This is a genomic window from Mesorhizobium sp. B1-1-5 (assembly GCF_006443065.1).
In the GTDB taxonomy this organism is placed as follows: Bacteria; Pseudomonadota; Alphaproteobacteria; order Rhizobiales; family Rhizobiaceae; genus Mesorhizobium.
In genome coordinates this window covers 1-21,462 of sequence record NZ_VFWS01000092.1, presented here as the reverse complement: position 1 = coordinate 21,462, position 21,462 = coordinate 1, and the positions used below count along the sequence as shown (strand labels likewise).

Annotated in this window: 20 protein-coding genes; 12 read left to right on the top strand and 8 right to left on the bottom strand. The window is 65.8% G+C overall.

Annotated elements, in window-relative coordinates:
* Positions 1–71: 71 nt before the first annotated feature.
* The 5 genes from radA to FJ980_RS22450 all read left to right on the top strand — a co-directional run bounded on the left by radA (position 72) and on the right by FJ980_RS22450 (position 4,951).
* Positions 72–1,475, top strand: coding sequence for a DNA repair protein RadA (gene radA, locus FJ980_RS22470; protein ID WP_140545946.1), 1,404 nt, complete (start codon positions 72–74; stop codon positions 1,473–1,475).
* Positions 1,476–1,517: 42 nt separating this feature from the next.
* Positions 1,518–2,195, top strand: coding sequence for a CvpA family protein (locus FJ980_RS22465; protein WP_140545945.1), 678 nt, complete (start codon positions 1,518–1,520; stop codon positions 2,193–2,195).
* 101 nt (positions 2,196–2,296) lie between these two features.
* Complete coding sequence (gene purF / locus FJ980_RS22460; protein ID WP_095766993.1) at positions 2,297–3,778, top strand: amidophosphoribosyltransferase; 1,482 nt, start codon at positions 2,297–2,299, stop codon at positions 3,776–3,778.
* Between the two features lie 59 nt (positions 3,779–3,837).
* A complete protein-coding gene (locus FJ980_RS22455; RefSeq protein WP_140545944.1) occupies positions 3,838–4,581 on the top strand; it encodes an SDR family NAD(P)-dependent oxidoreductase in 744 nt (247 codons plus the stop codon).
* Positions 4,582–4,726: 145 nt separating this feature from the next.
* Entirely contained in the window at positions 4,727–4,951 is a 225-nt protein-coding gene (locus tag FJ980_RS22450) for a hypothetical protein (RefSeq protein WP_027165524.1), read from the top strand.
* A 174-nt stretch (positions 4,952–5,125) separates the two neighbouring features.
* Here FJ980_RS22450 and FJ980_RS22445 read toward each other — a convergent pair whose 3' ends face one another.
* The gene (locus tag FJ980_RS22445) at positions 5,126–5,629 is read right to left on the bottom strand and encodes an OsmC family protein (protein ID WP_140545943.1); all 504 of its coding nucleotides are present in this window, start codon (positions 5,627–5,629) and stop codon (positions 5,126–5,128) included.
* A gap of 362 nt (positions 5,630–5,991) precedes the next feature.
* Here FJ980_RS22445 and FJ980_RS22435 point away from each other — a divergent pair, with 362 nt between their 5' ends.
* From FJ980_RS22435 to FJ980_RS22425, 3 genes are all read left to right on the top strand, one after another.
* Entirely contained in the window at positions 5,992–7,488 is a 1,497-nt protein-coding gene (locus FJ980_RS22435; protein ID WP_140545942.1) for a peptidase S10, read from the top strand.
* Positions 7,489–7,629: 141 nt separating this feature from the next.
* Complete coding sequence (locus FJ980_RS22430) at positions 7,630–8,523, top strand: DMT family transporter (protein ID WP_140545941.1); 894 nt, start codon at positions 7,630–7,632, stop codon at positions 8,521–8,523.
* A gap of 40 nt (positions 8,524–8,563) precedes the next feature.
* Entirely contained in the window at positions 8,564–9,481 is a 918-nt protein-coding gene (locus FJ980_RS22425) for a DMT family transporter (protein WP_246676511.1), read from the top strand.
* Positions 9,482–9,626: 145 nt separating this feature from the next.
* Here the strand turns inward: FJ980_RS22425 and FJ980_RS22420 are convergent, their stop codons facing one another.
* Positions 9,627–10,481, bottom strand: a complete 855-nt coding sequence (locus tag FJ980_RS22420) for a LysR substrate-binding domain-containing protein (RefSeq protein WP_140545940.1) — start codon at positions 10,479–10,481, stop codon at positions 9,627–9,629.
* 113 nt (positions 10,482–10,594) lie between these two features.
* On the opposite strand from FJ980_RS22420, the gene FJ980_RS22415 reads away from it, so the two are divergent.
* Together FJ980_RS22415 and FJ980_RS22410 are read left to right on the top strand one after the other, a co-directional pair.
* A complete protein-coding gene (locus FJ980_RS22415; protein WP_140545939.1) occupies positions 10,595–11,002 on the top strand; it encodes a 4-oxalocrotonate tautomerase family protein in 408 nt (135 codons plus the stop codon).
* Between the two features lie 302 nt (positions 11,003–11,304).
* A complete protein-coding gene (locus FJ980_RS22410) occupies positions 11,305–13,527 on the top strand; it encodes an AMP-binding protein (protein ID WP_140545938.1) in 2,223 nt (740 codons plus the stop codon).
* 9 nt (positions 13,528–13,536) lie between these two features.
* On the opposite strand, the gene FJ980_RS22405 is transcribed toward FJ980_RS22410, so the two are convergent.
* Positions 13,537–14,280, bottom strand: a complete 744-nt coding sequence (locus FJ980_RS22405; RefSeq protein ID WP_224525202.1) for a phosphatidylcholine/phosphatidylserine synthase — start codon at positions 14,278–14,280, stop codon at positions 13,537–13,539.
* A gap of 75 nt (positions 14,281–14,355) precedes the next feature.
* Positions 14,356–15,093, bottom strand: coding sequence for a phosphatidylserine decarboxylase (locus FJ980_RS22400; RefSeq protein ID WP_281405784.1), 738 nt, complete (start codon positions 15,091–15,093; stop codon positions 14,356–14,358).
* Positions 15,094–15,254: 161 nt separating this feature from the next.
* Here FJ980_RS22400 and FJ980_RS22395 point away from each other — a divergent pair, with 161 nt between their 5' ends.
* Positions 15,255–16,127: an SMP-30/gluconolactonase/LRE family protein gene (locus FJ980_RS22395; protein ID WP_140545936.1), complete on the top strand. Its 873-nt coding sequence runs from the start codon at positions 15,255–15,257 to the stop codon at positions 16,125–16,127.
* Here the strand turns inward: FJ980_RS22395 and FJ980_RS22390 are convergent.
* The 4 genes from FJ980_RS22390 to FJ980_RS22375 form a co-directional block, all read right to left on the bottom strand.
* Positions 16,103–16,444, bottom strand: a complete 342-nt coding sequence (locus FJ980_RS22390; RefSeq protein WP_140545935.1) for an antibiotic biosynthesis monooxygenase — start codon at positions 16,442–16,444, stop codon at positions 16,103–16,105. The genes FJ980_RS22395 and FJ980_RS22390 overlap by 25 nt on opposite strands.
* A 337-nt stretch (positions 16,445–16,781) precedes the next feature.
* Positions 16,782–18,665, bottom strand: a complete 1,884-nt coding sequence (locus tag FJ980_RS22385) for an ABC transporter ATP-binding protein/permease (protein WP_140545934.1) — start codon at positions 18,663–18,665, stop codon at positions 16,782–16,784.
* The gene (locus tag FJ980_RS22380; RefSeq protein WP_140545933.1) at positions 18,665–19,000 is read right to left on the bottom strand and encodes a metalloregulator ArsR/SmtB family transcription factor; all 336 of its coding nucleotides are present in this window, start codon (positions 18,998–19,000) and stop codon (positions 18,665–18,667) included. Before FJ980_RS22380 ends, FJ980_RS22385 begins: the two co-directional genes overlap by 1 nt.
* 96 nt (positions 19,001–19,096) lie before the next feature.
* Positions 19,097–20,599 (bottom strand): LysM peptidoglycan-binding domain-containing protein, encoded by a 1,503-nt coding sequence (locus FJ980_RS22375; protein ID WP_140545932.1) that lies wholly within the window; start codon positions 20,597–20,599, stop codon positions 19,097–19,099.
* Positions 20,600–20,719: 120 nt separating this feature from the next.
* Between FJ980_RS22375 and FJ980_RS22370 the strand changes: the two genes are divergently transcribed.
* Positions 20,720–21,331: a TIGR00730 family Rossman fold protein gene (locus FJ980_RS22370; protein WP_140545931.1), complete on the top strand. Its 612-nt coding sequence runs from the start codon at positions 20,720–20,722 to the stop codon at positions 21,329–21,331.
* Positions 21,332–21,462 lie beyond the last annotated feature (131 nt).

Sequence of the window (21,462 nt, the reverse complement as noted above, 5' to 3'; positions counted from 1 at the left end):
GAGGGGGAGATGTCCGGCAGGACAGAGGGGGGCGCTGTCCCGCCGGCCTATCCAATGTTGGGCCGCCCCTAATGGCCAAATCGCGCGTTCAGTTCATCTGCCAGAATTGCGGCTCGGTGCATCAGCGCTGGGCCGGCAAATGCGATGCCTGCGGCGAGTGGAACACGCTGGTCGAGGAAGGCACGTCCGGCGGCATCGGCTCGGGGCCGGCCAACACGCGCAACGCCCGCAAGGGGCGTGCCGTGGTGCTGACCAGTCTGTCGGGCGACATCGAGGACGCGCCGCGCATCGTGTCGGGCATCGGCGAGCTCGACCGCGCCACCGGCGGCGGCTTCGTGCGCGGCTCGGCCCTTCTGGTCGGCGGCGATCCCGGCATCGGCAAGTCGACGCTCTTGACGCAGGCAGCCGCCGCGCTCGCCTCGAAAGGCCACCGCATCGTCTATGTCTCGGGCGAGGAGGCGGTGGCGCAGATCCGGCTGCGGGCGCAGCGCCTCGGCGTCGCCTCGACGCCGGTCGAGCTTGCCGCCGAAACCAATGTCGAGGACATTCTGGCGACCATCGCCGACGGCAAGCGGCCGGACCTCGTCATCCTCGATTCCATCCAGACGCTGTGGACGGACCTTGCCGATTCGGCGCCGGGCACCGTGACCCAGGTGCGCGCGGCCGCCCAGGCGATGATCCGCTACGCGAAATCCACAGGCGCGGCGATCGTGCTCGTCGGCCATGTCACCAAGGAAGGCCAGATCGCCGGCCCTCGCGTCGTCGAGCACATGGTCGACGGCGTGCTCTACTTCGAGGGCGAAGGCAATCACCACTTCCGCATCCTGCGCACAGTGAAGAACCGCTTTGGGCCGACCGACGAGATCGGCGTGTTCGAAATGTCGGACAAGGGGCTGCGCGAGGTTTCCAATCCATCCGAGCTTTTCCTCGGCGAACGCCACGCAAAGTCCCCGGGCGCCGCGGTTTTCGCCGGCATGGAAGGCACGAGGCCGGTGCTGGTCGAGATCCAGGCGCTTGTCGCGCCTTCCTCGCTCGGCACGCCGCGCCGCGCCGTCGTCGGCTGGGACGGCGCGCGGCTGTCGATGGTGCTCGCCGTGCTGGAGGCGCATTGCGGCGTCCGCTTCGGCCAGCACGACGTCTATCTCAACGTCGCCGGCGGCTACCGCATCTCGGAGCCGGCGGCCGATCTCGCGGTCGCCGCGGCGCTGGTTTCGTCACTCACCGGTCTTGCCCTTCCCGCCGATTGCGTCTATTTCGGCGAAATCAGCCTATCGGGCGCCGTGAGGCCGGTTGCGCATGCGCAGCAGCGCCTCAAGGAAGCCGAAAAGCTGGGTTTTGGAAGCGCGGTGCTGCCGCTCGGCAGCGAGGAACTTGCCGGGGGGATCGGGGCCGGTGCTTTCCAACCCACCGAGCTTGCCGACCTTGTGGCGCGCATAGCCGGCTCACGGCGCAGTCGTGCCGACGAAGGGGAGTGATGCGGCTCGTCGGGCCGTAAGACAGGAAGTGGGGCGAGAACCATGCCGATTACGCTGCTTGACGGAATCCTCGTCGGCTTCACCCTGGTCTCAGCAATGCTCGCCATGGTGCGCGGCTTCTCCCGCGAAGTGCTCTCGGTGGTTTCCTGGGCAGCAGCGGCGGCGGCGGCTTTCTTCTTCTACAAACCGGTCCTGCCCTATGTTCAGCCCTATGTCGACAACGACAAGATCGCGATGGCGGCTTCGGCGGGCATCGTCTTCCTCATCGCGCTGATCGTCGTCTCCGTCATCACCATGAAGCTCGCCGACTGGATCATCGATTCGCGCATCGGCGCGCTCGACCGCACGCTCGGCTTTCTCTATGGCGCGGCGCGCGGCGTCCTGGTGGTCGCGGTGGCGCTGCTGTTCTTCAACTGGCTGGCCGGCGCCAAGGCGCCTGCCTGGATCGCCAACGCCAAGTCGCGGCCGTTGCTGGAGACGATCGGCGCCAAGCTCGAAAGCGTGCTGCCGGAAAACACCGAGGAACTGGTCAACAAATACACGCATAAGGGCACGCCGCAGGCCGGCGCACCGGCCACGACCGACCAGCCTGCGGCCGAGCCGCCGGCAGGCGACGACAACGCGCCGGCGCCAGACGATAGCGAGGGCGAGGCGCCCGCCGACAACGAGCCGGCGCCGGCTACGCCAGCGCCCGCCCCGGCTCCAGCGCCGGCAAACTGATCGCGAGCCGGCCTGGTGCCGGTTGTGAATGCAAGAAAGCGTGCGTTGCGTTCCGCGAGCGATCGCCTTATATGGCGGCTTTAGCGGAGCTTGAGCACCAGATGGCAGACTCAACGGCAGATGAAGGCAAGGTCCTTTCCGCCGAGGCCGACGATCATTTTCATGACGAATGCGGCGTGTTCGGCATCTTCGGCCGGCAGGACGCGGCGGCCATCGTCACACTCGGCCTTCATGCCCTGCAGCATCGCGGCCAGGAAGCGGCCGGCATCGTCTCCTATGACGGCACCCAGTTCCATGTCGAACGCCATGTCGGCCTGATCGGCGATACCTTCACCAAACAGCGCGTCATCGACAGCCTGCAAGGCAACCGCGCCATCGGCCACACGCGCTACGCCACCACCGGCGGCGCCGGGCTGCGCAACATCCAGCCTTTCTTCGCCGAGCTCGCGGAAGGCGGTCTTGCCGTGGCTCACAACGGCAACCTCACCAACGCGCTCACCGTGCAGCGCGCGCTGCAGAAGCAGGGCTCGATCTTCTCCTCGACCTCCGACACCGAGACGCTGCTGCATCTGGTCGCAACCAGCAAGGAGCGCGATTTGAATTCGCGTTTCATCGATGCGATCCGCCAGGTCGAAGGCGCCTTCTCGCTGGTGGCGATGACCGCCAAGAAGATGATCGGCTGCCGCGATCCGCTCGGCATCCGCCCGCTGGTGCTTGGCGACCTCGACGGCGCCTGGATCCTCGCTTCCGAAACCTGCGCGCTCGACATCATCGGCGCCCGCTTCGTGCGCGACATCAAGCCCGGCGAGATGGTGGTGGTCACCGCGAAGGGCATCGAGAGCATCTTCCCGTTCGAGCCGCAGAAGACGCGCTTCTGCATCTTCGAATATGTCTATTTCGCGCGGCCGGATTCCTCGGTCGAAGGCCGCAATGTCTATGATGTGAGGAAGCGCATCGGAGCCGAGCTCGCGCAGGAAAGCCCGGTCGAGGCCGACATCGTCGTGCCGGTGCCGGATTCCGGGACGCCGGCCGCGATCGGCTTCTCCCAGGCCGCCGGCATTCCCTTCGAGCTCGGCATCATCCGCAACCACTATGTCGGCCGCACCTTCATCCAGCCTGGCGATTCCATCCGCCACATGGGCGTGAAGCTCAAGCACAACGCCAACCGCCGCATGATCGAGGGCAAGCGCGTGGTGCTGGTCGACGATTCGATCGTGCGCGGCACCACCAGCCAGAAAATCGTGCAGATGGTGCGCGACGCCGGCGCCAGGGAAGTGCATATGCGCATCGCCTCGCCGCCGACCAGCGCGTCCTGCTTCTATGGCGTCGACACGCCGGAGAAGTCGAAGCTGCTTGCGTCGCGCATGTCGGTCGAGGAGATGGCGGAGTTCATCCGCGTCGATTCGCTCGGTTTCCTTTCGATCGACGGGCTCTACCGCGCTGTCGGCGAGGCACGCCGCGACAACGACCAGCCGCAATTCTGCGACGCCTGCTTCACGGGACAGTACCCCACCCGCCTGCTCGACTTCGAAGGCCACGACAATGTGCGCACACTGTCGCTGCTGGCGAGCGGCGGGGCGTAGGGCACCCGGACTGTCAATTGCATTCGCCGAGCTGTCTCGCGCCTTATGGAATCTCTCACATGACCCTCGACCTTTCAGGCCGCGTGGCGGTCGTAACCGGCGCCTCGCGCGGCATCGGCTATTTCATCGCCAGGGAGCTGGCGGCAGCAGGCGCGCATGTGATCGCGGTGGCGCGCACGGTCGGCGGGCTGGAAGAGCTGGACGACCAGATAAAGGCCGACGGCCGCGGCCAGGCGACGCTGGTGCCGCTCGATCTTGCCGACATGGCCGGCATCGACCGGCTGGGTGGCGCGATCCACGAGCGCTGGGGCAAGCTCGATGTCCTGGTCGCCAATGCCGGCGTGCTCGGCGTCATCTCGCCGATCGGCCATGTCGAGGCCAAGACCTTCGAGAAGGTGATGACCATCAACGTGACGGCGACCTGGCGGCTGATCCGCTCGGTCGATCCGCTGCTCAGGCTCTCCGACGCCGGCCGCGCCATCATTCTCACCTCCAACGCCGCGCATTCGGCGCGCGCCTTCTGGGCGCCCTATGCGGCCTCGAAAGCGGCGGTCGAAACGATGATGCGGTCCTGGGCGCATGAAACCGAGAGCCTGCCGCTGAGGGTGAACGCTGCCGATCCGGGCGCGACCCGCACCGCAATGCGCGCCCAGGCCATGCCCGGCGAAGACCCGGAGACGCTGCCGCATCCGTCCGAGATCGCCAGGCGCATCGTGCCCCTGGCAAGCCCGGAACTGAAGGAAACCGGCCTGATCTTCCAGGCCGAGCACAACCGCTTCGTCGCCTACCGGCAGCCGGAATAAAGCCTGGGTGCCTGACGCGTGGCGACCCCTCTATTCACGGGTCTGTGAACGGGGCGGCGAAGCGTGTGCCGCCTCGCTGCTTTCGCTGCTCCATGGGAGTTGCTAGGATCGGGCCGACTCCGACATTTCAAAGCGAGGAATTGCCATGGCTGCTACTCCCAGCGTAGCGTTGGTCTGGTATCTGGTGATCGCCGGCCCGCAGGGCGGCATGGTGGTGCTGCCCAGCACCTTCGACACCCGCGAACAATGCACCAACGCCGTCACCGAATATCAGAAGCAGCCGACCCCCCAGGGCTGGGCCGTGCAATGCGTGCCGAGCGCCTCGCCCTTTACCGATGAAGGGGATGCGGAAACGCCTTCGGCGCAGTAGTGCCGACTTATCTCCCCCTCGAGGGGGAGATGGCCGCGAAGCGGTCAGAGGGGGGCTCCTCGCATGGAGCGCCGACCTCTTTCTGACGACGGACAACGCCGGCGCTCTACGTGAGACGACCCCCTCTGTCGCCGTCGGCGATATCTCCCCCTCAAGGGCCCGCAAGGGGGGAGATCAGCTCGCACTCACGCTCAACACCGGCTTGTTGTTGATCGTCTGGAACACCACGCAGTAGCGCTCGGTGAGTTTTATGAGCGAATCGATGCGCTCCTGCGGCTCGTCGGTGTCGAGATCGAATTTCAGCCTTATCTCGCGGAAGCCGACCGGCGCGTCGCGGGCGACGCCCAGCGTGCCGCGAAAATCGAGGTCGCCCTCGGCCTCGACGGTAGCGTTGCCGAGCTTGAACTCCAAGGCGGTCGCCACCGCTTTCAGCGTCACGCCGGCGCAGGCGACCAGCGCTTCCAGCAGCATGTCTCCCGAGCACAGCTCGAGGCCCGAGCCGCCGGTGGCCGGATGAAGCCCGGCGACAGCAAGCGCCCTGCCCGTCTCCACCTTGCAGGCGATCGACTGGTCGTCAAGCGTGCCGCGGGCTCTCAGCGTGATCAGCGCTCGCGCGGCGTCCTCGCGATAGGCGTCCTTCAACGGGGCCTGCATGGCCTTGAGCGCGGTGGAGTCCATTTTGTTGTCCTTCCGATCAGCCTTTGATGCCTTGATAGCACTGATATGCCGGCGGGACAGCGCCCCCCTCTATCCTGCCGGACATCTCCCCCTCTTGGGGAGAGATTGGCAGCTTCTCCGGCGGCGCCCTTTCTGCAGCGCGTGGGAGATTAGCGAGCGTGGGAGAATGACGAAGGCCGACGCGACATCTGATCTCCCCCCTTGAGGGGGAGATGCCCGGTTTACCCTCCGAAGCGGCAGCGTAGCTGCTGCGGAGGACGGGCAGGGCAGAGGGGGGCGCGAAGGATCGCAACGTTTGCGATTGTTGTTTTGACTTCACACTCCCAAGCCATACCTATTCCGAGACCATTTCCGGAGCCTCCATGCGATCCAAGCTCGTCTCCCTCGTCTTCCTGGCGCTCGCCGCCTTCGCCCAGCCGGCCTTCGCCGAAGCACCCGAGCGTCCAGCCCCGACCGGCGGCGTGCTGTCGCTGTTGCCGCCGCCGCAGGTGACAGAGCATTCGATCACGCTCGGCGGGCGCAAGCTGGATTACCAGGCCAAGGCCGGCACGCTGTCGCTCCTATCCGGCAAGGGCGAGGTGACGGCCGAGATCTTCTATGTCGCCTACACGCAGCAATCGCCCGCCCCGGCGAAGGAGCGGCCGATCACCTTTGTCTTCAACGGCGGGCCCGGTGCAGCGTCGGCTTACCTGCATATCGGCGCGATCGGGCCGCGCATCGTCGAGACCGCCGCCGACGGCGAGTTCCTGCCGCCGCCGCAAAAGCTCGTCGACAATCCCGACAGCTGGCTCGACATGAGCGATCTCGTCTTCGTCGATCCGGTCGGCACCGGTTACAGCCGCGAGGCGCCTGGGCACGAGCCGAAGGAATTCTGGAGCGTCGATGCCGACGCCAGCTCGGTCGGCGCCTTCATCCGCCTTTATCTGGCGCAGAACGGCCGCACCGGATCGCCGCTGTTCCTCGCCGGCGAAAGCTATGGCGGCTTTCGCGCCGCGCTGCTTGCCCGCACGCTGCAGGAGGATGTCGGCCTCAGCCCCAGCGGCATCGTGCTGATCTCGCCGGCGCTGGAATTCATGCTGGTGCGGCCCGACCAATTCGACCAGCTGCACTGGGCGCTGGAGCTGCCTTCGCTGGCGGCAACGCGGCTGAAGGGCGACGGCGTGAGCGGCGACGCGTTGCGCGACAGGTTGGCCGAGGTCGAGCATTATGCGCTCGGCGATTACCTGACGGCGCTGAACAGCGGGCTGGAGCAAGGCGGCAACCTCGCCAGCGGGCGCGTATCGGAGATCACCGGCCTGCCGCTGGAGCTCGTCCAGCGCAATTTCGCCCGCATCCCCATCGGGCTTTTCGCCAAGGAATTCCAGCGCGCCACCGGCAAGGTTCTGAGCCCCTACGACGCCACCATCGGCACTGCCGACATCGCACCGCAAAGCGCCCGTGAGGCCGGCCCCGACCCGGTGCTCGACCGCAGCGTTCCGGTGCTGACCTCCGCCTTCGTCGCTTATGCGCGAAACGAGCTCAACTACCGCACCGATGTCAGCTACCGGCTGCTCAATGGCGAGGTCAGCCGCAGCTGGGATTACGGCACATCAGGCCAGGGCTATGCCGGCGTGATGAACGACCTGCAGCGGGCGCGCTCGCTCAACCCGGCGCTCGGCGTCGTCATCGTCAACGGCTATACCGATCTCGTCACGCCCTATCTCGCCTCGCGCTATCTGGTGAACCAGCTTCCTTCGCTATCAGACGCCAAGCCGATCCGGCTCGACGTCGTCGAGGGCGGCCACATGATGTATCTGCGGCCCGATGGCCGACGCGCGCTGAAGGATGCGGCATCCGAGCTTTATCAGGCGACACAGTAGGAGTTCCGACCGGTTCAAGCGAAAGACCTGCGCCAACGCAAGCGCCGCGCTGGAGCAGCGCCGTGCAAGCTTTCGCCCCTATAGCTTGAGCAACGGTCCCGACTGGGGCGGAACCGCCTCACGCGAACACGCTGAGCCCACATGGCCGATGTCGTCATCCTGGAAAGCCGCGAAAGGGTGCTGGCCGGCATCCTGTTCACGGCCGCCGCCTATTTCCTGTTTTCGGCGCAGGATGCCTCGATCAAGCTTCTGGTCGTCGGCATGACGGTCTGGCAGATCATGTTCGTCCGCTCGATCACCGTGCTCCTCGCCTGCGGCGCGATCGGCGGCAGGCGGCTGTTCGCCGATACGATGGATTCGCCGATCGTCAAGCCGATGTTGGTGCGCAGCGCCTTCACGCTCGCCGCCTGGCTTTGTTACTACAACGCCGCGCGCTCGCTGCAGCTTGCAGAGCTCACCACCATCTATTACGCCGCGCCGATCATCGTTACTGTGCTGTCCGTGCTGATCCTGGGCGAGACGGTGCCGCTGCTGCGCTGGATCGCGGTGTTCATCGGCTTCGTCGGCGTCTTCATCGCCTGCGATCCGACGCGACTCGGCCTCTCCGTGCCGGTGCTTCTGGTGCTGGCGGCCGCCGTCTTTTGGGGGATCGCCGTGGTGCTGCTGCGCAAGACCGCCATGCAGGAGCGCACGACGATCCAGCTCGTGCTCAACAATTTCTATTTCCTGCTGTTTTCGGCCGTGCCGGCGCTGATCTGGTGGCACACGCCCGACGGAACGCAGTTTCTCTTGCTCGTCAGCGTCGGCGCGCTCGGCGGCGTGGCGCAATACATGCTGTTCGAGGGCATGAAGCGCGCGCCGGTGTCGATCGTGGCACCATTCGAGTACACCTCGCTGGTCTGGGCCTTCGCGCTGGGCTACGCCATCTGGGGCGACCTGCCGCGCATGGAAGTGTTCATGGGCGCGGCGCTGATCGTCGGCGCCGGCCTGCTCATCGTCGGCAACGAGCATTTCCGCAAACGGGAGCAGGCCTGATGACAGAAGGCTGTCAGCAGGAACTGGGTAGGCTGGCATCATGACGGACACGCTCGACATGCCGGAAAAGCTTGCGCCTGCCGCGGCCGACGTGGCGGCCGAGCGCACGCTCGGCATCGTCCTGGTGTCGGCATCGGCGATCGCCTTCGCGCTCACCGGCGTGCTGACCAAGTCGATCCATGCCGATCCGCTGACGATCACCTGCTGGCGCGGTTTTTTCGGCTCGATCCTGATCAGCTTCTACGTGCTGTGGCGCCGGCGCCGCTCGGGCGGGCGCGAAAGCCTGAAACTCGGCTGGCGCGGCTGGCTGCTTGCGGTCGAGGGCGCCGCGGCCAGCATCGCCTTCATCTCGGCCTTCAAATTTACCTTTGTCGCCAATGTCGCGGTCATCTACGCGACCTCGCCCTTCATCGCCGCACTGCTCGCCTTCCTTCTGGTGCGGGAAAAATTCCGGCTGCAGACGATGATCGCGGCGGCCGTATCGCTTTGCGGCGTCGCCATCATGGTGGGCGCCGGCCTCGGCAACGGGCACCTGTTCGGCGACGCACTGGCGCTGCTGATGACCGCCGGCAGCGCGCTCTACATGATCATGGTGCGCGCTTTTCGCGACTCGCCGGTCGTCTGGGCGGGCGCTGTCTCGGCCTTCCTGCTTTTCGTGCTCGGCTGGTTCGTGACCGATCCGCTGGCCGTCTCGACGCGCGACGTGGTGCTGCTTGCCACATTCGGCTGCTCCTTCGCGCTTGCCTCGATCCTGTGGACGGAAGGCTCGCGGCTGATCCCGTCGGCGGAAGCCGGACTGCTCGGTTCCGCAGAGGTGCCGTTCGCCATCCTGTTTGCGCTGCTGTTTCTCGGCGAACTCCCACCGATGGCCAGCATCATCGGCGGCGCCATCGTGCTTTGCGCAGTTTTCGCGCATGCCGGACGCGACTGGCTAAGGGCGAAATCGGCGGCCTCGTAAAAATATTTCGCCGGTCACGGAACCATCATTCGCGTGGAGCATTATTGGATCGACGGGTCACCCCCCAAGTCCCCCCAAACCCCTCGACCCGTCCGACTAGAAGCCGACCCTCAAAAAGGTCGGCTTTTTCTTTGGGCGACCGGCCTCAGGACGGAAGGGCCAGCCCGCCAGCAAGCAGCTCCGCCAGATCCCGCGCGGGACGCGCGGCTTCGCGGCCGAGCCGAATGGCGAAGTCGGCCATCGGCAGCGGCGGGAGGTCGAAATCGGCAGATGCCTCGACGATGCCGGAATGGGCGAAACGCCGGGTGCGCGGCGTCAGCGCGATGCCGGCGTCGACCGCGGCGCGCAGGCCGGCAAGGCTGGCGCTGCCGGCGGCGATGCGATAGCGGCGGCCGGCTGCGTCGAGCGCATTGAGCGCCGCCTCCCTGAACCCGCAATAGGGATCGAGCAGGGCCAGCGGCAGCGCTTCCTTCCGCGCCGCCAGGCCTTTTTCCGAGCAGAGCCACAGCATCGGCTCGCTGATCAGGGCCGCTTCATCCGGCGATGGGGCATGGCGCATGGTGATCGCGAGGTCGAGCTGGCCCGCCTGCAGTGCCGACCCGAGCTCCAGGGAGCGACCGACGCGGAGCTCGACCCTGACGCGCGGATGGCTGGCGGCGAAGGCCCGGAGCAGATCCGGCAGGCCCTGATCCGCGAAATCCTGCGTCGTGCCGATGGCGATGCGGCCGCCGGCGCGCGCACCCTTTAGCGCCAGCCACGCCTCGGTGTGGACGGCAAGGATGCGCCGCGCATGGCCGACAAGGTCCTCGCCGGCCGGGGTCAGCCCGCGTCCCCTGCCCTGCGGAGTGAGCAATTGCTCGCCGACGATCTCCTCCAGCCTCTGCATTTGCGCGGTCACCGCCGACGGCGTGCGGCCGACGGTAGATGCGGCCTTGGCGAGCGAGCCGCCATCGACAAAGGCAAGGAAGGTTTTCAGAAGATCTGGATCGAGCGTTTCCATACTTCGATGATATCGAACTATTTATCAAAAACAATTCGATTTTATTGACGTTACGCCGGTGGCAAGCTCCTCCCATCAACGGCGCGAGGCGCCCCAACTCGGAGGATAGAAAAATGCCGATTATCAACATCAGCGTCACCGGCAAGTCGGACGCCAAGCTGTCCGCGGCAATCGCCAGGGAGGCTACTGACATTACTGCGAAGCTGTTGCGCAAGGATCCCACGATCACCGCGGTCGCCGTCAACTTTATCGATCCGCAGCACTGGTTCGCCGGCGGCAAGTCGCTGGCCGAGCACGGCATCAGCACATTCTGGCTGGATATCAAGGTCGTCGACGGCACCAACACCAAGCTCGAGCTCGAAGCCTACCTCAAGGCGATCTTCGAGGCTTTCGGACGGCTGCTGGGCGGCGTGCATGAGGAAAGCTACGCTTTCGTGCACGAAGTGCCGGCGGCGGCCTATGGCTATGGCGGCAAGAGCCAGGAGTTCCGCTTCATCAGCGGGAGATTGAAGGCGGCGTAGCGCGGTTCTTCCCCTTCTCCCCCTTGTGGGAGAAGGTGGCCGAGCGAAGCTCGGTCGGATGAGGGGTGTTGGACGGAGCGCGGCGTCGCAAGCTAAGCGCCTCAAGGGCTGGATTTTCCAGCGCCTCATTTCTTCCAACACCCCTCATCCGTCTCGGCGCTGCGCGCCGATCCACCTTCTCCCACAAGGGGAGAAGGGAAAGCTCTCCGACCCCGCATTGACCTTGCCCGCACTTCCGCTACCCTCTGCCGCCGAAGCGGTCGCCAAGAGCCGCGTCCTGGAGGAGACTGGGAGAGAGCGGCATGATCCTGACCCTAGCGCTGCTGGCGGGCATTGTCCTTGCCTGGCTGCTGATCGCCGTGATCGAGCGGTTCCGGCTCGACCTGCGCTTCACCCAGGCGCTGCTCTATGTGCCGTTCAAGCTCGCCTACCGCATCGCCGACAACCGCATCCGCATTGCCCGCAGCGCGAAGACGCCGGTCATCTATGTCATCTGGCACCAGTCGCGCATCGAGCCGGCGCTGATGCTGTCGCTGCTTCCCGACGACACGCTGCATATCCTGGACGAGGCTTCGGCGCGCTCGCCGTGGCTGGAGCCATGGCGTGAGCTAGCCCGCACCATCGCCTTCAACGCCGAGCATATCTTCGTCAGCCGCCGGCTGGTGCGTGTGCTGAAGGGCAAGGGGCGGCTTGCCGTCTACCTGCCGGACGATGTCGAGCCGGACGTCAAGTCCTTCAGGCTGTTTCGCGCCATCACGCGCATCGCCATGCAGGCCGACGCGCGCATCGTGCCGATCTTCGTTGCCGGCACGCGCGACCTGCCGGTGTCGCTGACGCCGAAGGAGAAAGCGCCGCGCCACTGGTTCCCGCGGCTTTCGATGAGTGTGCTGGAGCCGATGACCATCGCCGAGCTGGTGGCGCGCAACCCCGACATGGCGTCCAACACCAACGCGCTGTTCGACCGGTTCGCCGAGGCGCGGCTTTACGGCACCAATCTCGATCGCGGGCTCTTCCTCGCCATGCGCGACGCCGCCGACCGCATCGGCCCTTCGCGGCCGATCATCGAGGATGTGATTTCCGGTTCGCTCAGCTACCGCAAGCTGTTCATCGGCGCGCGCGTGCTCGGCCGCCATTTCGAGGCGGCGACCTCGCCCGGCGAAGCAGTCGGCGTGCTGCTGCCCAATGCTAATGGCGTGGTGCTTACCTTCGTCGGCCTGATCTCCGCGGACCGCGTAGCGGCGATGATCAACTACACCGCCGGCCCGGCGAGCGTGACCGCGGCGGTCCGCACCGCTGTGATCCGCACCGTGATCTCGTCCCGCGCCTTCATCGAAAAGGCCGGCATCGACGACATCGTCGCCGCGGTCGAGGCGGGTGGCGCCAAGATGCTGTGGCTGGAAGATGTGCGCGCCAATGTGACGACCCTGGACAAGGTCGCCGCAGCGCTTCTGTGGCGTTTGCCGCTGCAGCGGCAGCAAGCCGCGAAGCCCGCTGTCATCCTGTTCACCTCCGGCTCGGAAGGCACGCCGAAGGCGGTGGTGCTGTCGAACCGCAACCTGCTTGCCAATGTCATGCAGGCCGAGGCGCGCGTCTCCGTCTCGCCGGCCGACATCCTGCTCAATGTGCTGCCGGTGTTCCATTCCTTCGGATTGACCGGCGGCACCATCCTGCCGCTGGTGCTGGGCGTTAAGCTGTTCCTCTACCCCTCGCCGCTGCATTACAAGATCATCCCCGAGATCGCCCGCAAGGTGAAGCCGACCGTGATGTTCGGCACCGACACTTTCCTCGCTAATTACGCGCGCACCGCCAAGGACGGCGACTTCTCCAGCCTGCGCTTCGTCGTGGCCGGCGCCGAAGCGGTGAAGCCGGAGACGCGGCGCACCTATCGCGACCGTTTCCAGGCTTCGATCGTCGAAGGCTTCGGGCTGACCGAGGCCGCGCCCGTGGTGGCGGTGAACACCGCCATCCACGGCCGCGACGGCACAGTCGGGCGGCCGCTGCCAGCGATCCGCATGAAGCTGGAGCCGGTCGAAGGCATCGCCGAGGGCGGCCGGCTGTGGCTCGACGGACCGAACATGATGATGGGCTATATGACCGCCGACCGTCCCGGCGAATTGCAGCGGCTGGAAGGCTGGCACGACACCGGCGACATCGTCTCGGTCGACCGCGAGGGCTTCATCACCATACGCGGGCGGGCCAAGCGCTTCGCCAAGATCGCCGGCGAGATGGTGTCGCTGGGCGCCGTCGAGATGCTGGTGCAGTCGCTATGGCCGGAAGAGCGCCACGCGGCGGTGGCAGTGCCCGACAAGAGGCGCGGCGAGCGCATCGTGCTGGTCACCACCGCCGACGACGCCAATGCCGAGGAGCTGCGCCAGTTCGGCAAGAAAGCCGGCGCGGCCGAGCTGATGGTGCCCAACGACATCATCAAGGTGGAAGAGATCCCGGTGCTGGGCTCGGGCAAGACGGATTATATCTCGGCGCGCAAGCTGGCGATCGACAGGCTGGGGCTGAGTGCGGCGGCCTAGGGCGCAGCGCTACCCGATATCCGACGGCGGCACCTTCTCGCCTTCGCGCATGGCCCGCTTGGAATAGGCGCGCACCGACAACGGCAGGAAAAGCAGGTACCCAGCGACGGAAGCCGTCAGCGTGTACCAGGGATACGTCATCAGCAAGAGAATGTAGAGCACCACGCCCAGGATGACCGGCAGCACCCTGTCGCCCGGCACCTTGACGCTCTTGCCCGAGTAGACCGGCAGGCGGCTGACCAGAAGAAAAGCGACCAGCACGGTGAAGCCGGTGGCGACGAAGGCGGCCGGCCGGCTGGGCTCCAGACCGAGCCGCAGGAAATAAAGATAGAGCGGCAGCATGACCAGCACAGCACCCGCGGGGGCCGGCACGCCGACGAAATATTCGGTCTGCCAGGCCGGCTGCTCGGCGTCGTCGGCCAGAACATTGAAGCGGGCCAGCCGCATGCCGCAAGCGATTGTGAAGAGAAGTGCGGCGATCCAGCCCGGCGAGCCGGCGCGGTCGAGCAGGAAGGCGTAGAGAACCAGGGCCGGCGCCACGCCGAAATTGACGATATCGGCCAGCGAATCCATCTGGGCGCCGAATTTCGAGGTCGCCTTCAGCATGCGTGCCAGTCGCCCGTCGATGCCGTCGAGGAAGGCGGCAAGCAACACCATGACCACAGCGATCTCGAAGCGGTTCTCGAAGGCGAAGCGGATGCCGGAAAGGCCGGCGCAGATGGCAAGCACGGTGACCAGGTTGGGCAGCACCATGCGCATCGGGATCTCGCGGATGCGCGGACCGCCGCTGGCATGGGCCTCGAATTTCTTGAACGGCGCGCCCAACGCTCAGGAAACCCTGACTAAGGGCGTGACCGCGGTGCCGCCGAATTCGGCAAGCACGGTCTCGCCGCCGACCGCCGTCTGGCCGACCGCGACGCGCGGCACGGCGCCCGACGGCAGGAAGACGTCGACGCGCGAGCCGAAGCGGATCAAGCCGAAACGCTCGCCGATCGCGATCGTACCGCCGATCTCGGCCCAGCAGACGATGCGCCGTGCCACAAGGCCGGCGATCTGGACAGCGGCAATCGTGCCGTTCGGGCTGTCGATGACCAGGCCGTTGCGCTCGTTCTCCGCGCTTGCCTTGTCGAGCTCGGCGTTAAGGAATTTGCCGGGCTTGTGCTCGATGCGCGTGATCCGGCCGCGCACCGGAGCGCGGTTGATGTGGCAGGAAAACACGTTCATGAACACCGAGATGCGGGTCATCTCGCCCGAGCCCAGGCCAAGCTCGCTCGGCGGCACGGCGGGGCCGACCGCGGAAATCACGCCATCGGCCGGGCTCACCACCAGCCGGTCGTCGACCGGGGTGACGCGCTCGGGATCGCGGTAGAAATAGATGCACCATGCGGTCAGGATCAGTCCGATCCAGAACAGGACCGAGGAGAAATAGCCGAGAAACAGCGTCGCCGCGGCGAAGGCGGCGATGAAGGGATAGCCTTCGCGATGGATCGGAACGAATGTATTCTTGACCGAGTCGAGAAGCGTCATAGGGCTTGGGGCGGTCCCTGTTTCAGGATGCGCCTCAATAGCGGAAAGCCCCCTTCCCCGCAACGCAACAATGGGGGAGGCAGCAACGCCGGCACGCAAGCCTAACCTTTGCTCCGTATGTAGGAACTCGGCTCCGTCACACGTCCTTGGCGAGAAGACACCCAGGGAGCCCGCCAATGCCTTCGCCGAAACCGTCTGCAATGAGTGCCAAGGTCGTGACAACAGGCCTCGCCTTCGGCGAGTCGCCGCGCTGGCATGACGGCCGGCTCTGGCTCTGCAACTGGGGTACCGGCGAGATCGTCGCGGTGGACGAAAATGGCCGGAGCGAGGTGATGCTTACCGTGCCGGCCGTCCTGCCCTATTCGATCGACTGGTTGCCGGATGGCCGGCTTCTGGTGGTCTCGGGCCGGGAAGGCCTGCTGCTGAGGCAGAAGGCAGGCGAGACGCTCGTCACCCATGCCGATCTGAGGCATCTGTCGAAGAACCCGTGGAACGAGATCGTCGTCGATGGGCGCGGCAACATCTATGTCAATGGCGGCGGGCCGGCGCCGGCGCCGGGCGAGCATTTCGGACCGGGCACGATCGTGCTGGTCGCAGCGGACGGCGGCGTGCGGCAGGTCGCCGAGGATATCGCCTTCGCCAACGGCATGGCGGTGACGCCGGACAGCAAGACACTGATCGTCGCCGAATCCCACGCCAACCGATTGACCGCCTTCGATGTCGCCACCGATGGCGGCCTTTCCAACCGTCGCGTCTGGGCCGATCTCGGGAACGATTATCCCGATGGCATCTGCATCGATGCCGAGGGCTGCGTCTGGTATGCCGACGTGCCGAACCGGCACTGTGTCAGGGTGCGCGAGGGAGGCGAGAAAATCGACAGGGTTGAGGTCGATCGCGGCTGCTTTGCCTGCATGCTGGGCGGCGCCGACGGCAGGACGTTGTTCATCGCCGCCGCCGAATGGCGCGGGTTCGAAAACATGGTGAGCGACGCCCGCACCGGCCAGGTGCTGAGCGCCGCTGTTTCGGTGCCCGGAGCCGGGTGGCCTTCCTATAGTTCGGGCACGCGCCGATAGTTGGCTATGTCGGCCTTGACGCCGAGGCGCGCGATGGTTTCCTGGGCGCTGAAGGCGATGCGCTCATGCGCGGCCTTGACGATCGGCACCGCCTTGTCGACCGCGGCCTGGCTTTCCCACTCGACCATGGTGACGAGGTTGAACTCGCCCGGGCCGGAGAATTGCTCGAGCAGGAAGTCCTGCACAAAACCCTCCTGCTGGCGCAGCAATTCATGCGTCATCCTGGCCTTGCTGAGGATTTCGTCGCGCGCTTGCGCCGGCACGACGAATTTGTCGACCCGGAACACGCTGCCGGTGCGGTGATTGTTGCTGCTCATTTTTCATCCATCTCCGATTTGGAAGTGTTGTTGGCTGGTGGCTCGGGGATGGGTTTGCAAGCTCAAGGTAGGTTGAGGTCAAGGGGAATTTTTGTCCTTCCCTTCTCCCCTTGTGGGGTGAGAAGCGGTCCGCGTTAGCGGACGAAAAGCCAATTGCTTGGCTTTTCGAGCTTCGAACGCCCTGAGCCTGCGAAGGGCCGGGCGGTGGATCGGCGCGATAGCGCCGAGACGGATGAGGGGTGTTCCAGGGAACGCCAGCGTCTCACTCCGCTCAGCACCCCTCATCCGGCCGCTTCGCGGCCACCTTCTCCCACAAGGGGAGAAGGAAGAGCCACAGCTAGCTCACCTCCGAAGTCCTCCTGCGCACAATAACCCCAAACTCGTCGCTCTCGCGGGCGATGCGCAGGCGCTCCTCGGCTTCGGTTGCTTCGCGCTGGCGGTCCCACATCGAGGCGTAGAGGCCGTGCTTGGCAAGCAGCGCCGCATGGGTGCCGCGCTCGGCGATCTGGCCGTCCTTCAGCACGATGATCTCGTCGGCCGAAATCACCGTCGACAGCCGGTGAGCAATCACGATCGTGGTACGGCCCTTGCTGACCAGGTCGAGGGCTGCCTGGATCTCCTGCTCGGTCTGGGTGTCCAGCGCCGAGGTCGCCTCGTCCAGCATCAGGATCGGCGGCGCCTTCAGGATGGTGCGGGCGATCGCCACGCGCTGCTTCTCGCCGCCCGAAAGTTTCAGCCCGCGCTCGCCGACCATCGACTTGTAGCCCTCGGGCAGCTTCTGGATGAACGGGCCGATCTGGGCGAGCTCGGCCGCCTTGCGCACCTCCTCCTCGCTGGCGCCGACGCGACCGTAGCGGATGTTGTAGGCGATGGTGTCGTTGAACAGCACGGTGTCCTGCGGCACCATGCCGAGCACCGCCCGCAGGCTCTCCTGCGTGACGTCGCGGATGTCCTGCCCGTCGATCAGCACCTTGCCGCCCTGAACGTCGTAGAAACGGAACAGCAGCCGGGAGATGGTCGACTTGCCGGCGCCGGACGGGCCGACGATCGCCACCGTCTTGCCGGCCGGCACCTCGAAGGAGACACCTTTCAGGATCTTGCGGTTGGGATCATAGGAGAAATGCACGTCGCGGAATTCGACCTTGCCGGGCCCGACCTTCAAAGGCCTGGCATCCGGCTTGTCGACGATCTCCTGGGGCACGTCGAGCAGGTCGAACATATGCTCGATGTCGGTCAGCCCTTGCCTTATCTCACGGTAGATGAAGCCGATGAAGTTGAGCGGCACCGAAAGCTGGATCAGCATGGCGTTGATGAAGACGAAATCGCCAACCGTCTGCCTGCCGGCCTGCACCTCCAGCGCCGACATGCACATGACGATGACGGTCCCCAGACCGAAGATGAGGCCCTGGCCGAAGTTAAGCCAGCCGAGCGAGGTCCAGGTCTTCGTCGCGGCGATCTCGTAGCGTGCCATCGAGCGGTCGAAGCGCTCGGCCTCCATGCGCTCATTGGTGAAATATTTGACCGTCTCGAAGTTGAGCAGCGAGTCGATCGCCTTGGTGTTGGCGTCGGTGTCGCTGTCGTTCATGTCACGGCGGATCGAGATGCGCCAGTCGCTCGCCTTGACGGTGAACCAGACATAGAGGCTGACGGTGACGGCGACCACGGCGACGTATTTCCAGCCATAGGTGAAGGCAAATATGCCGGCTGTCAGCGCGAATTCGAGAATGGTCGGCGCCGTGTTCAGCATGATGAAGCGCACGATCGTCTCGATGCCCTTGGTGCCGCGCTCGATGATGCGCGACAGGCCGCCGGTGCGGCGCTCGAGATGGAAGCGCAGCGACAGCTGATGCATATGGACGAAGGTGCGGAAGGCGAGCTGGCGCACCGCATACTGGCCGACACGGGCGAACAGCGCGTCACGCAGCTGGTTGAAGCCGAGCTGGATCAGGCGCAGCACGTTATACGCAATGACCAGCGCCACCGGCGCCAGCAGGAAGGATGGCAGCGGCGGCGGTGTCTTCGAGCCATGGGCCAGCGCATCGGTCGCCCATTTGAAGAAATACGGGCCGGCGACCAAGGTGACCTTGGCGACGACCAGAAGCAGCGTCGCCCAGGTGACGCGGGCTCTGAGATCGGCGCGGTCGGCCGGCCACATATAGGGCCACAGATTGCGCAGGGTGGTGAGGGTGCCGGCTTCGGAGGATACGGTCTTTTCGGCCACTAGTCTTGCCTTATGGGTGAGAGGCTGGGGCAGCAGGAGTTGACGAGCTGGGTGAGCGAAGCGGAGACGCCCGCAAGGGCGGCGTGGTCGACCGCGTAGCGCGAGCGCTGCCGGTCGGCCTCGAAACGGACGAGCCCGGCCTCGACCAGCACCTTCAGATGCTGCGAAACGGTCGACTGCGCGAGATCGAGGTGATCGACCACCTCACGGCACGAGCAGCAGCGGCTGGCCGAGAGATGTTTCAGGATCTCGATGCGCGCCGGATGCGACAGCGCCGCCAGCCGCGCGGCAATGGCGCGGTTTTCGGTGCAGCGGGTGTCGGGGGATTCGGACATCGTTCATCGGCGATAGACGATGAACGATGGGAGGGCAAGCTAGGCGCATGGGTAGCAGCGTAATCTCCCTCCTCGTGGGGGAGATTAGCTAATCGCCTACTCCGTCTTCGCCGGCGCGCCTGTCATCTGCTCGCCCAAGGCCTTCATGTCGGCGGCCTCGCCTTCCTTCGAAGTCGAGGGCACCTTGAACACCTGGCCCGGCCAGATGCGATCGGGATCGCGGATCTGGTCCTTGTTGGCCAGATAGATCGTCGAGAAGCGCGTGCCATGGCCGTAGACGCGGCGCGAGATGCGCCAGAGCGTGTCGTTGCGGCGGATGATGACGGCGCTGTCGGCATGTTCGAGCTTTGGCGCGACTGTTTCGGGCACGTCGGTCGAGGGCGTCGCCTCAGCAACCTTGGCAGCGCCCCCGGCGGCCGGGGCGGGCTTGGCCGCTTCGGCCGTTGCTGTGTCGGTCGTGATTTCGGCGGTCTTGGTCTCGGCCGGCTTGGTCCCGCTTGGGGCGACGGCGGCGACCGACTCGCCGGGCTCGCGCTCGAACGGGACGGCAGCGCGGGCGACGACCTTGACGCCATCATTGTCCAGGCCGTCGACATGGATAGTGTAGCTGCCGACCGGAATGTCGCGCGTCGCTTCGATCAGGAAATGCCCGTCGGCCGAAGTTTTGGCGTCGCCGAGCAGGATGGCGTCGGCATAGGCGCGCACCTTGCGGCCGGGATCGGCCGTGCCGGCGACGAAGATCTTGCTGCCGTCGATTTCGACCGCTTCGACCGCGATCTTGGGCTCCGCCGCGGCGGCCGCAGCCGGCGCGGTCACCTGGTCTGTGGCGGCCGGCGCGGTCACGGCTGGCGCCGAGGCCGTGTCGGTTGCAGCCGGCGCGGTCGGTGCCTGGGTCGCGGACGCCGCTGCCTGATCGGTCGCGGCCGGCGCCGCCGGCTTGCTCTCGGCCTCAGGAACGGTGATCAGTTGCGAGGCCTTGCCCGGCTCTTCGACCATGGCCAGCACCTGCCCGGTCGGGCTCTGCGGCACCGACACGACGGCGGTCTGGGCAGAGGCAACGGCAATGCCGCCAACCGTCTGGCGCAGCGTGATTGTATAGTCGCCGGGCTTCAGCGGCTCGTCGAGCACGATGGCGAAGGCGCCGTCGGGTCCGGACTCGGTCGAGCCGAGCACCGTGCCCCCATTCAAAATCTCGACCTTGGCGTTTGGCGCGGCGTTGCCGGCAACGACGATCGAGCCATTGCCCTCGACGCGCACGACATCGAAGGTCGGCAGTGTCGGACCGGCCGCGGGCGCCTGGGCGGCAGGGGCTGCCGCATTGTTGGCCGGCGCCATCTTATTGGCGGGCGCCATGGTGTTGGCTGGGGCCATCGTGTTCGCCGGAGCCATAGTGTTTGAAGGAGCCTGGGGCACACGCGCCTCCGTGCTCGTGCTCGAGGATTCAGCCGGTTTTGCATCGGTCTGCGGCAGCGTCGCGACCTGCGCCGGCTTCTGGCTGTCGATGTAAGGATCGAGCGCACCCGAGCCATAGGCGACGGCCGCGACGGCGACAACGCCGCCCGCCGCGAACAAGAACGCCTTAGAAGGATTGATCGCCATAATTCCGTATTGCCCCCTTAGCCACCTAACGCCCGGTCTAGCGTGTTTTCCCGAGTCCGACAAGAAAAAGCCCGTCCGCGGGCTTGACCCCGCCGACCGTCCCCATCACCAATCATCGCCATGAACACGATTCGATCCGTCTGCGTCTATTGCGGCTCGTCTCCGGGCCGCGACGAGGCCTATATCAAGGCCGGCCACACACTTGGCCGCTCGCTTGCCAAATCCGGGTTGCGCCTCATCTATGGCGGCGGCACCAAGGGCATCATGGGCGCTGTCGCCGACGGCGCGCTCAAGGCCGGCGGCAAGGTCACCGGCATCATCCCGCGCTTCCTGATCACCAAGGAGGCGACCGAGACCGCGCTCGACAAGCTCGACGAACTCTTGATCACCGACAACATGCACGAGCGCAAGCATAGCATGTTCGAAAAATCCGACGCCTTTGTGGCGCTGCCGGGCGGCATCGGCACGGTCGAAGAGATCGTCGAGATCATGACCTGGGCGCAGCTTGGCCACCACCGCAAGCCGATGGTCTTCGCCAACATCAAGGGTTTCTGGGACCCGATGCTGGCGCTGATCGAGCACATGTCGGCCGAGGGGTTCATCCACACCGCGCATCGCGTGAAGCCGCTGGTGGTCGACGACCCTGAGGCGATCGTCGCAGCCATCATGGTGGCCGGCTCGTCGGTCGACGCGCCGACGGAAGGGGTGCAGTCGGTGATCGACAAGATGTAGATCCAGGGGAGTAAGGGAATAGGGGAGTAAGGGAGTATGTTAGGTTGCCGCAAAACGGCACCCCGGAAGTGGCTCCCCTACTCCCCTACTCCCCTACTCCCCTACTCCCCTACTCCCCTACTCCCCTACTC

Coding starts and splice junctions, on each gene's coding strand:
- radA (WP_140545946.1), top strand. CDS start 72: ATGGCCAAATCGCGCGTTCAGTTCATCTGCCAGAATTGCGGCTCGGTG.
- FJ980_RS22465 (WP_140545945.1), top strand. CDS start 1,518: ATGCCGATTACGCTGCTTGACGGAATCCTCGTCGGCTTCACCCTGGTC.
- purF (WP_095766993.1), top strand. CDS start 2,297: ATGGCAGACTCAACGGCAGATGAAGGCAAGGTCCTTTCCGCCGAGGCC.
- FJ980_RS22455 (WP_140545944.1), top strand. CDS start 3,838: ATGACCCTCGACCTTTCAGGCCGCGTGGCGGTCGTAACCGGCGCCTCG.
- FJ980_RS22450 (WP_027165524.1), top strand. CDS start 4,727: ATGGCTGCTACTCCCAGCGTAGCGTTGGTCTGGTATCTGGTGATCGCC.
- FJ980_RS22445 (WP_140545943.1), bottom strand. CDS start 5,629: ATGGACTCCACCGCGCTCAAGGCCATGCAGGCCCCGTTGAAGGACGCC.
- FJ980_RS22435 (WP_140545942.1), top strand. CDS start 5,992: ATGCGATCCAAGCTCGTCTCCCTCGTCTTCCTGGCGCTCGCCGCCTTC.
- FJ980_RS22430 (WP_140545941.1), top strand. CDS start 7,630: ATGGCCGATGTCGTCATCCTGGAAAGCCGCGAAAGGGTGCTGGCCGGC.
- FJ980_RS22425 (WP_246676511.1), top strand. CDS start 8,564: ATGACGGACACGCTCGACATGCCGGAAAAGCTTGCGCCTGCCGCGGCC.
- FJ980_RS22420 (WP_140545940.1), bottom strand. CDS start 10,481: ATGGAAACGCTCGATCCAGATCTTCTGAAAACCTTCCTTGCCTTTGTC.
- FJ980_RS22415 (WP_140545939.1), top strand. CDS start 10,595: ATGCCGATTATCAACATCAGCGTCACCGGCAAGTCGGACGCCAAGCTG.
- FJ980_RS22410 (WP_140545938.1), top strand. CDS start 11,305: ATGATCCTGACCCTAGCGCTGCTGGCGGGCATTGTCCTTGCCTGGCTG.
- FJ980_RS22405 (WP_224525202.1), bottom strand. CDS start 14,280: ATGGTGCTGCCCAACCTGGTCACCGTGCTTGCCATCTGCGCCGGCCTT.
- FJ980_RS22395 (WP_140545936.1), top strand. CDS start 15,255: ATGAGTGCCAAGGTCGTGACAACAGGCCTCGCCTTCGGCGAGTCGCCG.
- FJ980_RS22390 (WP_140545935.1), bottom strand. CDS start 16,444: ATGAGCAGCAACAATCACCGCACCGGCAGCGTGTTCCGGGTCGACAAA.
- FJ980_RS22380 (WP_140545933.1), bottom strand. CDS start 19,000: ATGTCCGAATCCCCCGACACCCGCTGCACCGAAAACCGCGCCATTGCC.
- FJ980_RS22375 (WP_140545932.1), bottom strand. CDS start 20,599: ATGGCGATCAATCCTTCTAAGGCGTTCTTGTTCGCGGCGGGCGGCGTT.
- FJ980_RS22370 (WP_140545931.1), top strand. CDS start 20,720: ATGAACACGATTCGATCCGTCTGCGTCTATTGCGGCTCGTCTCCGGGC.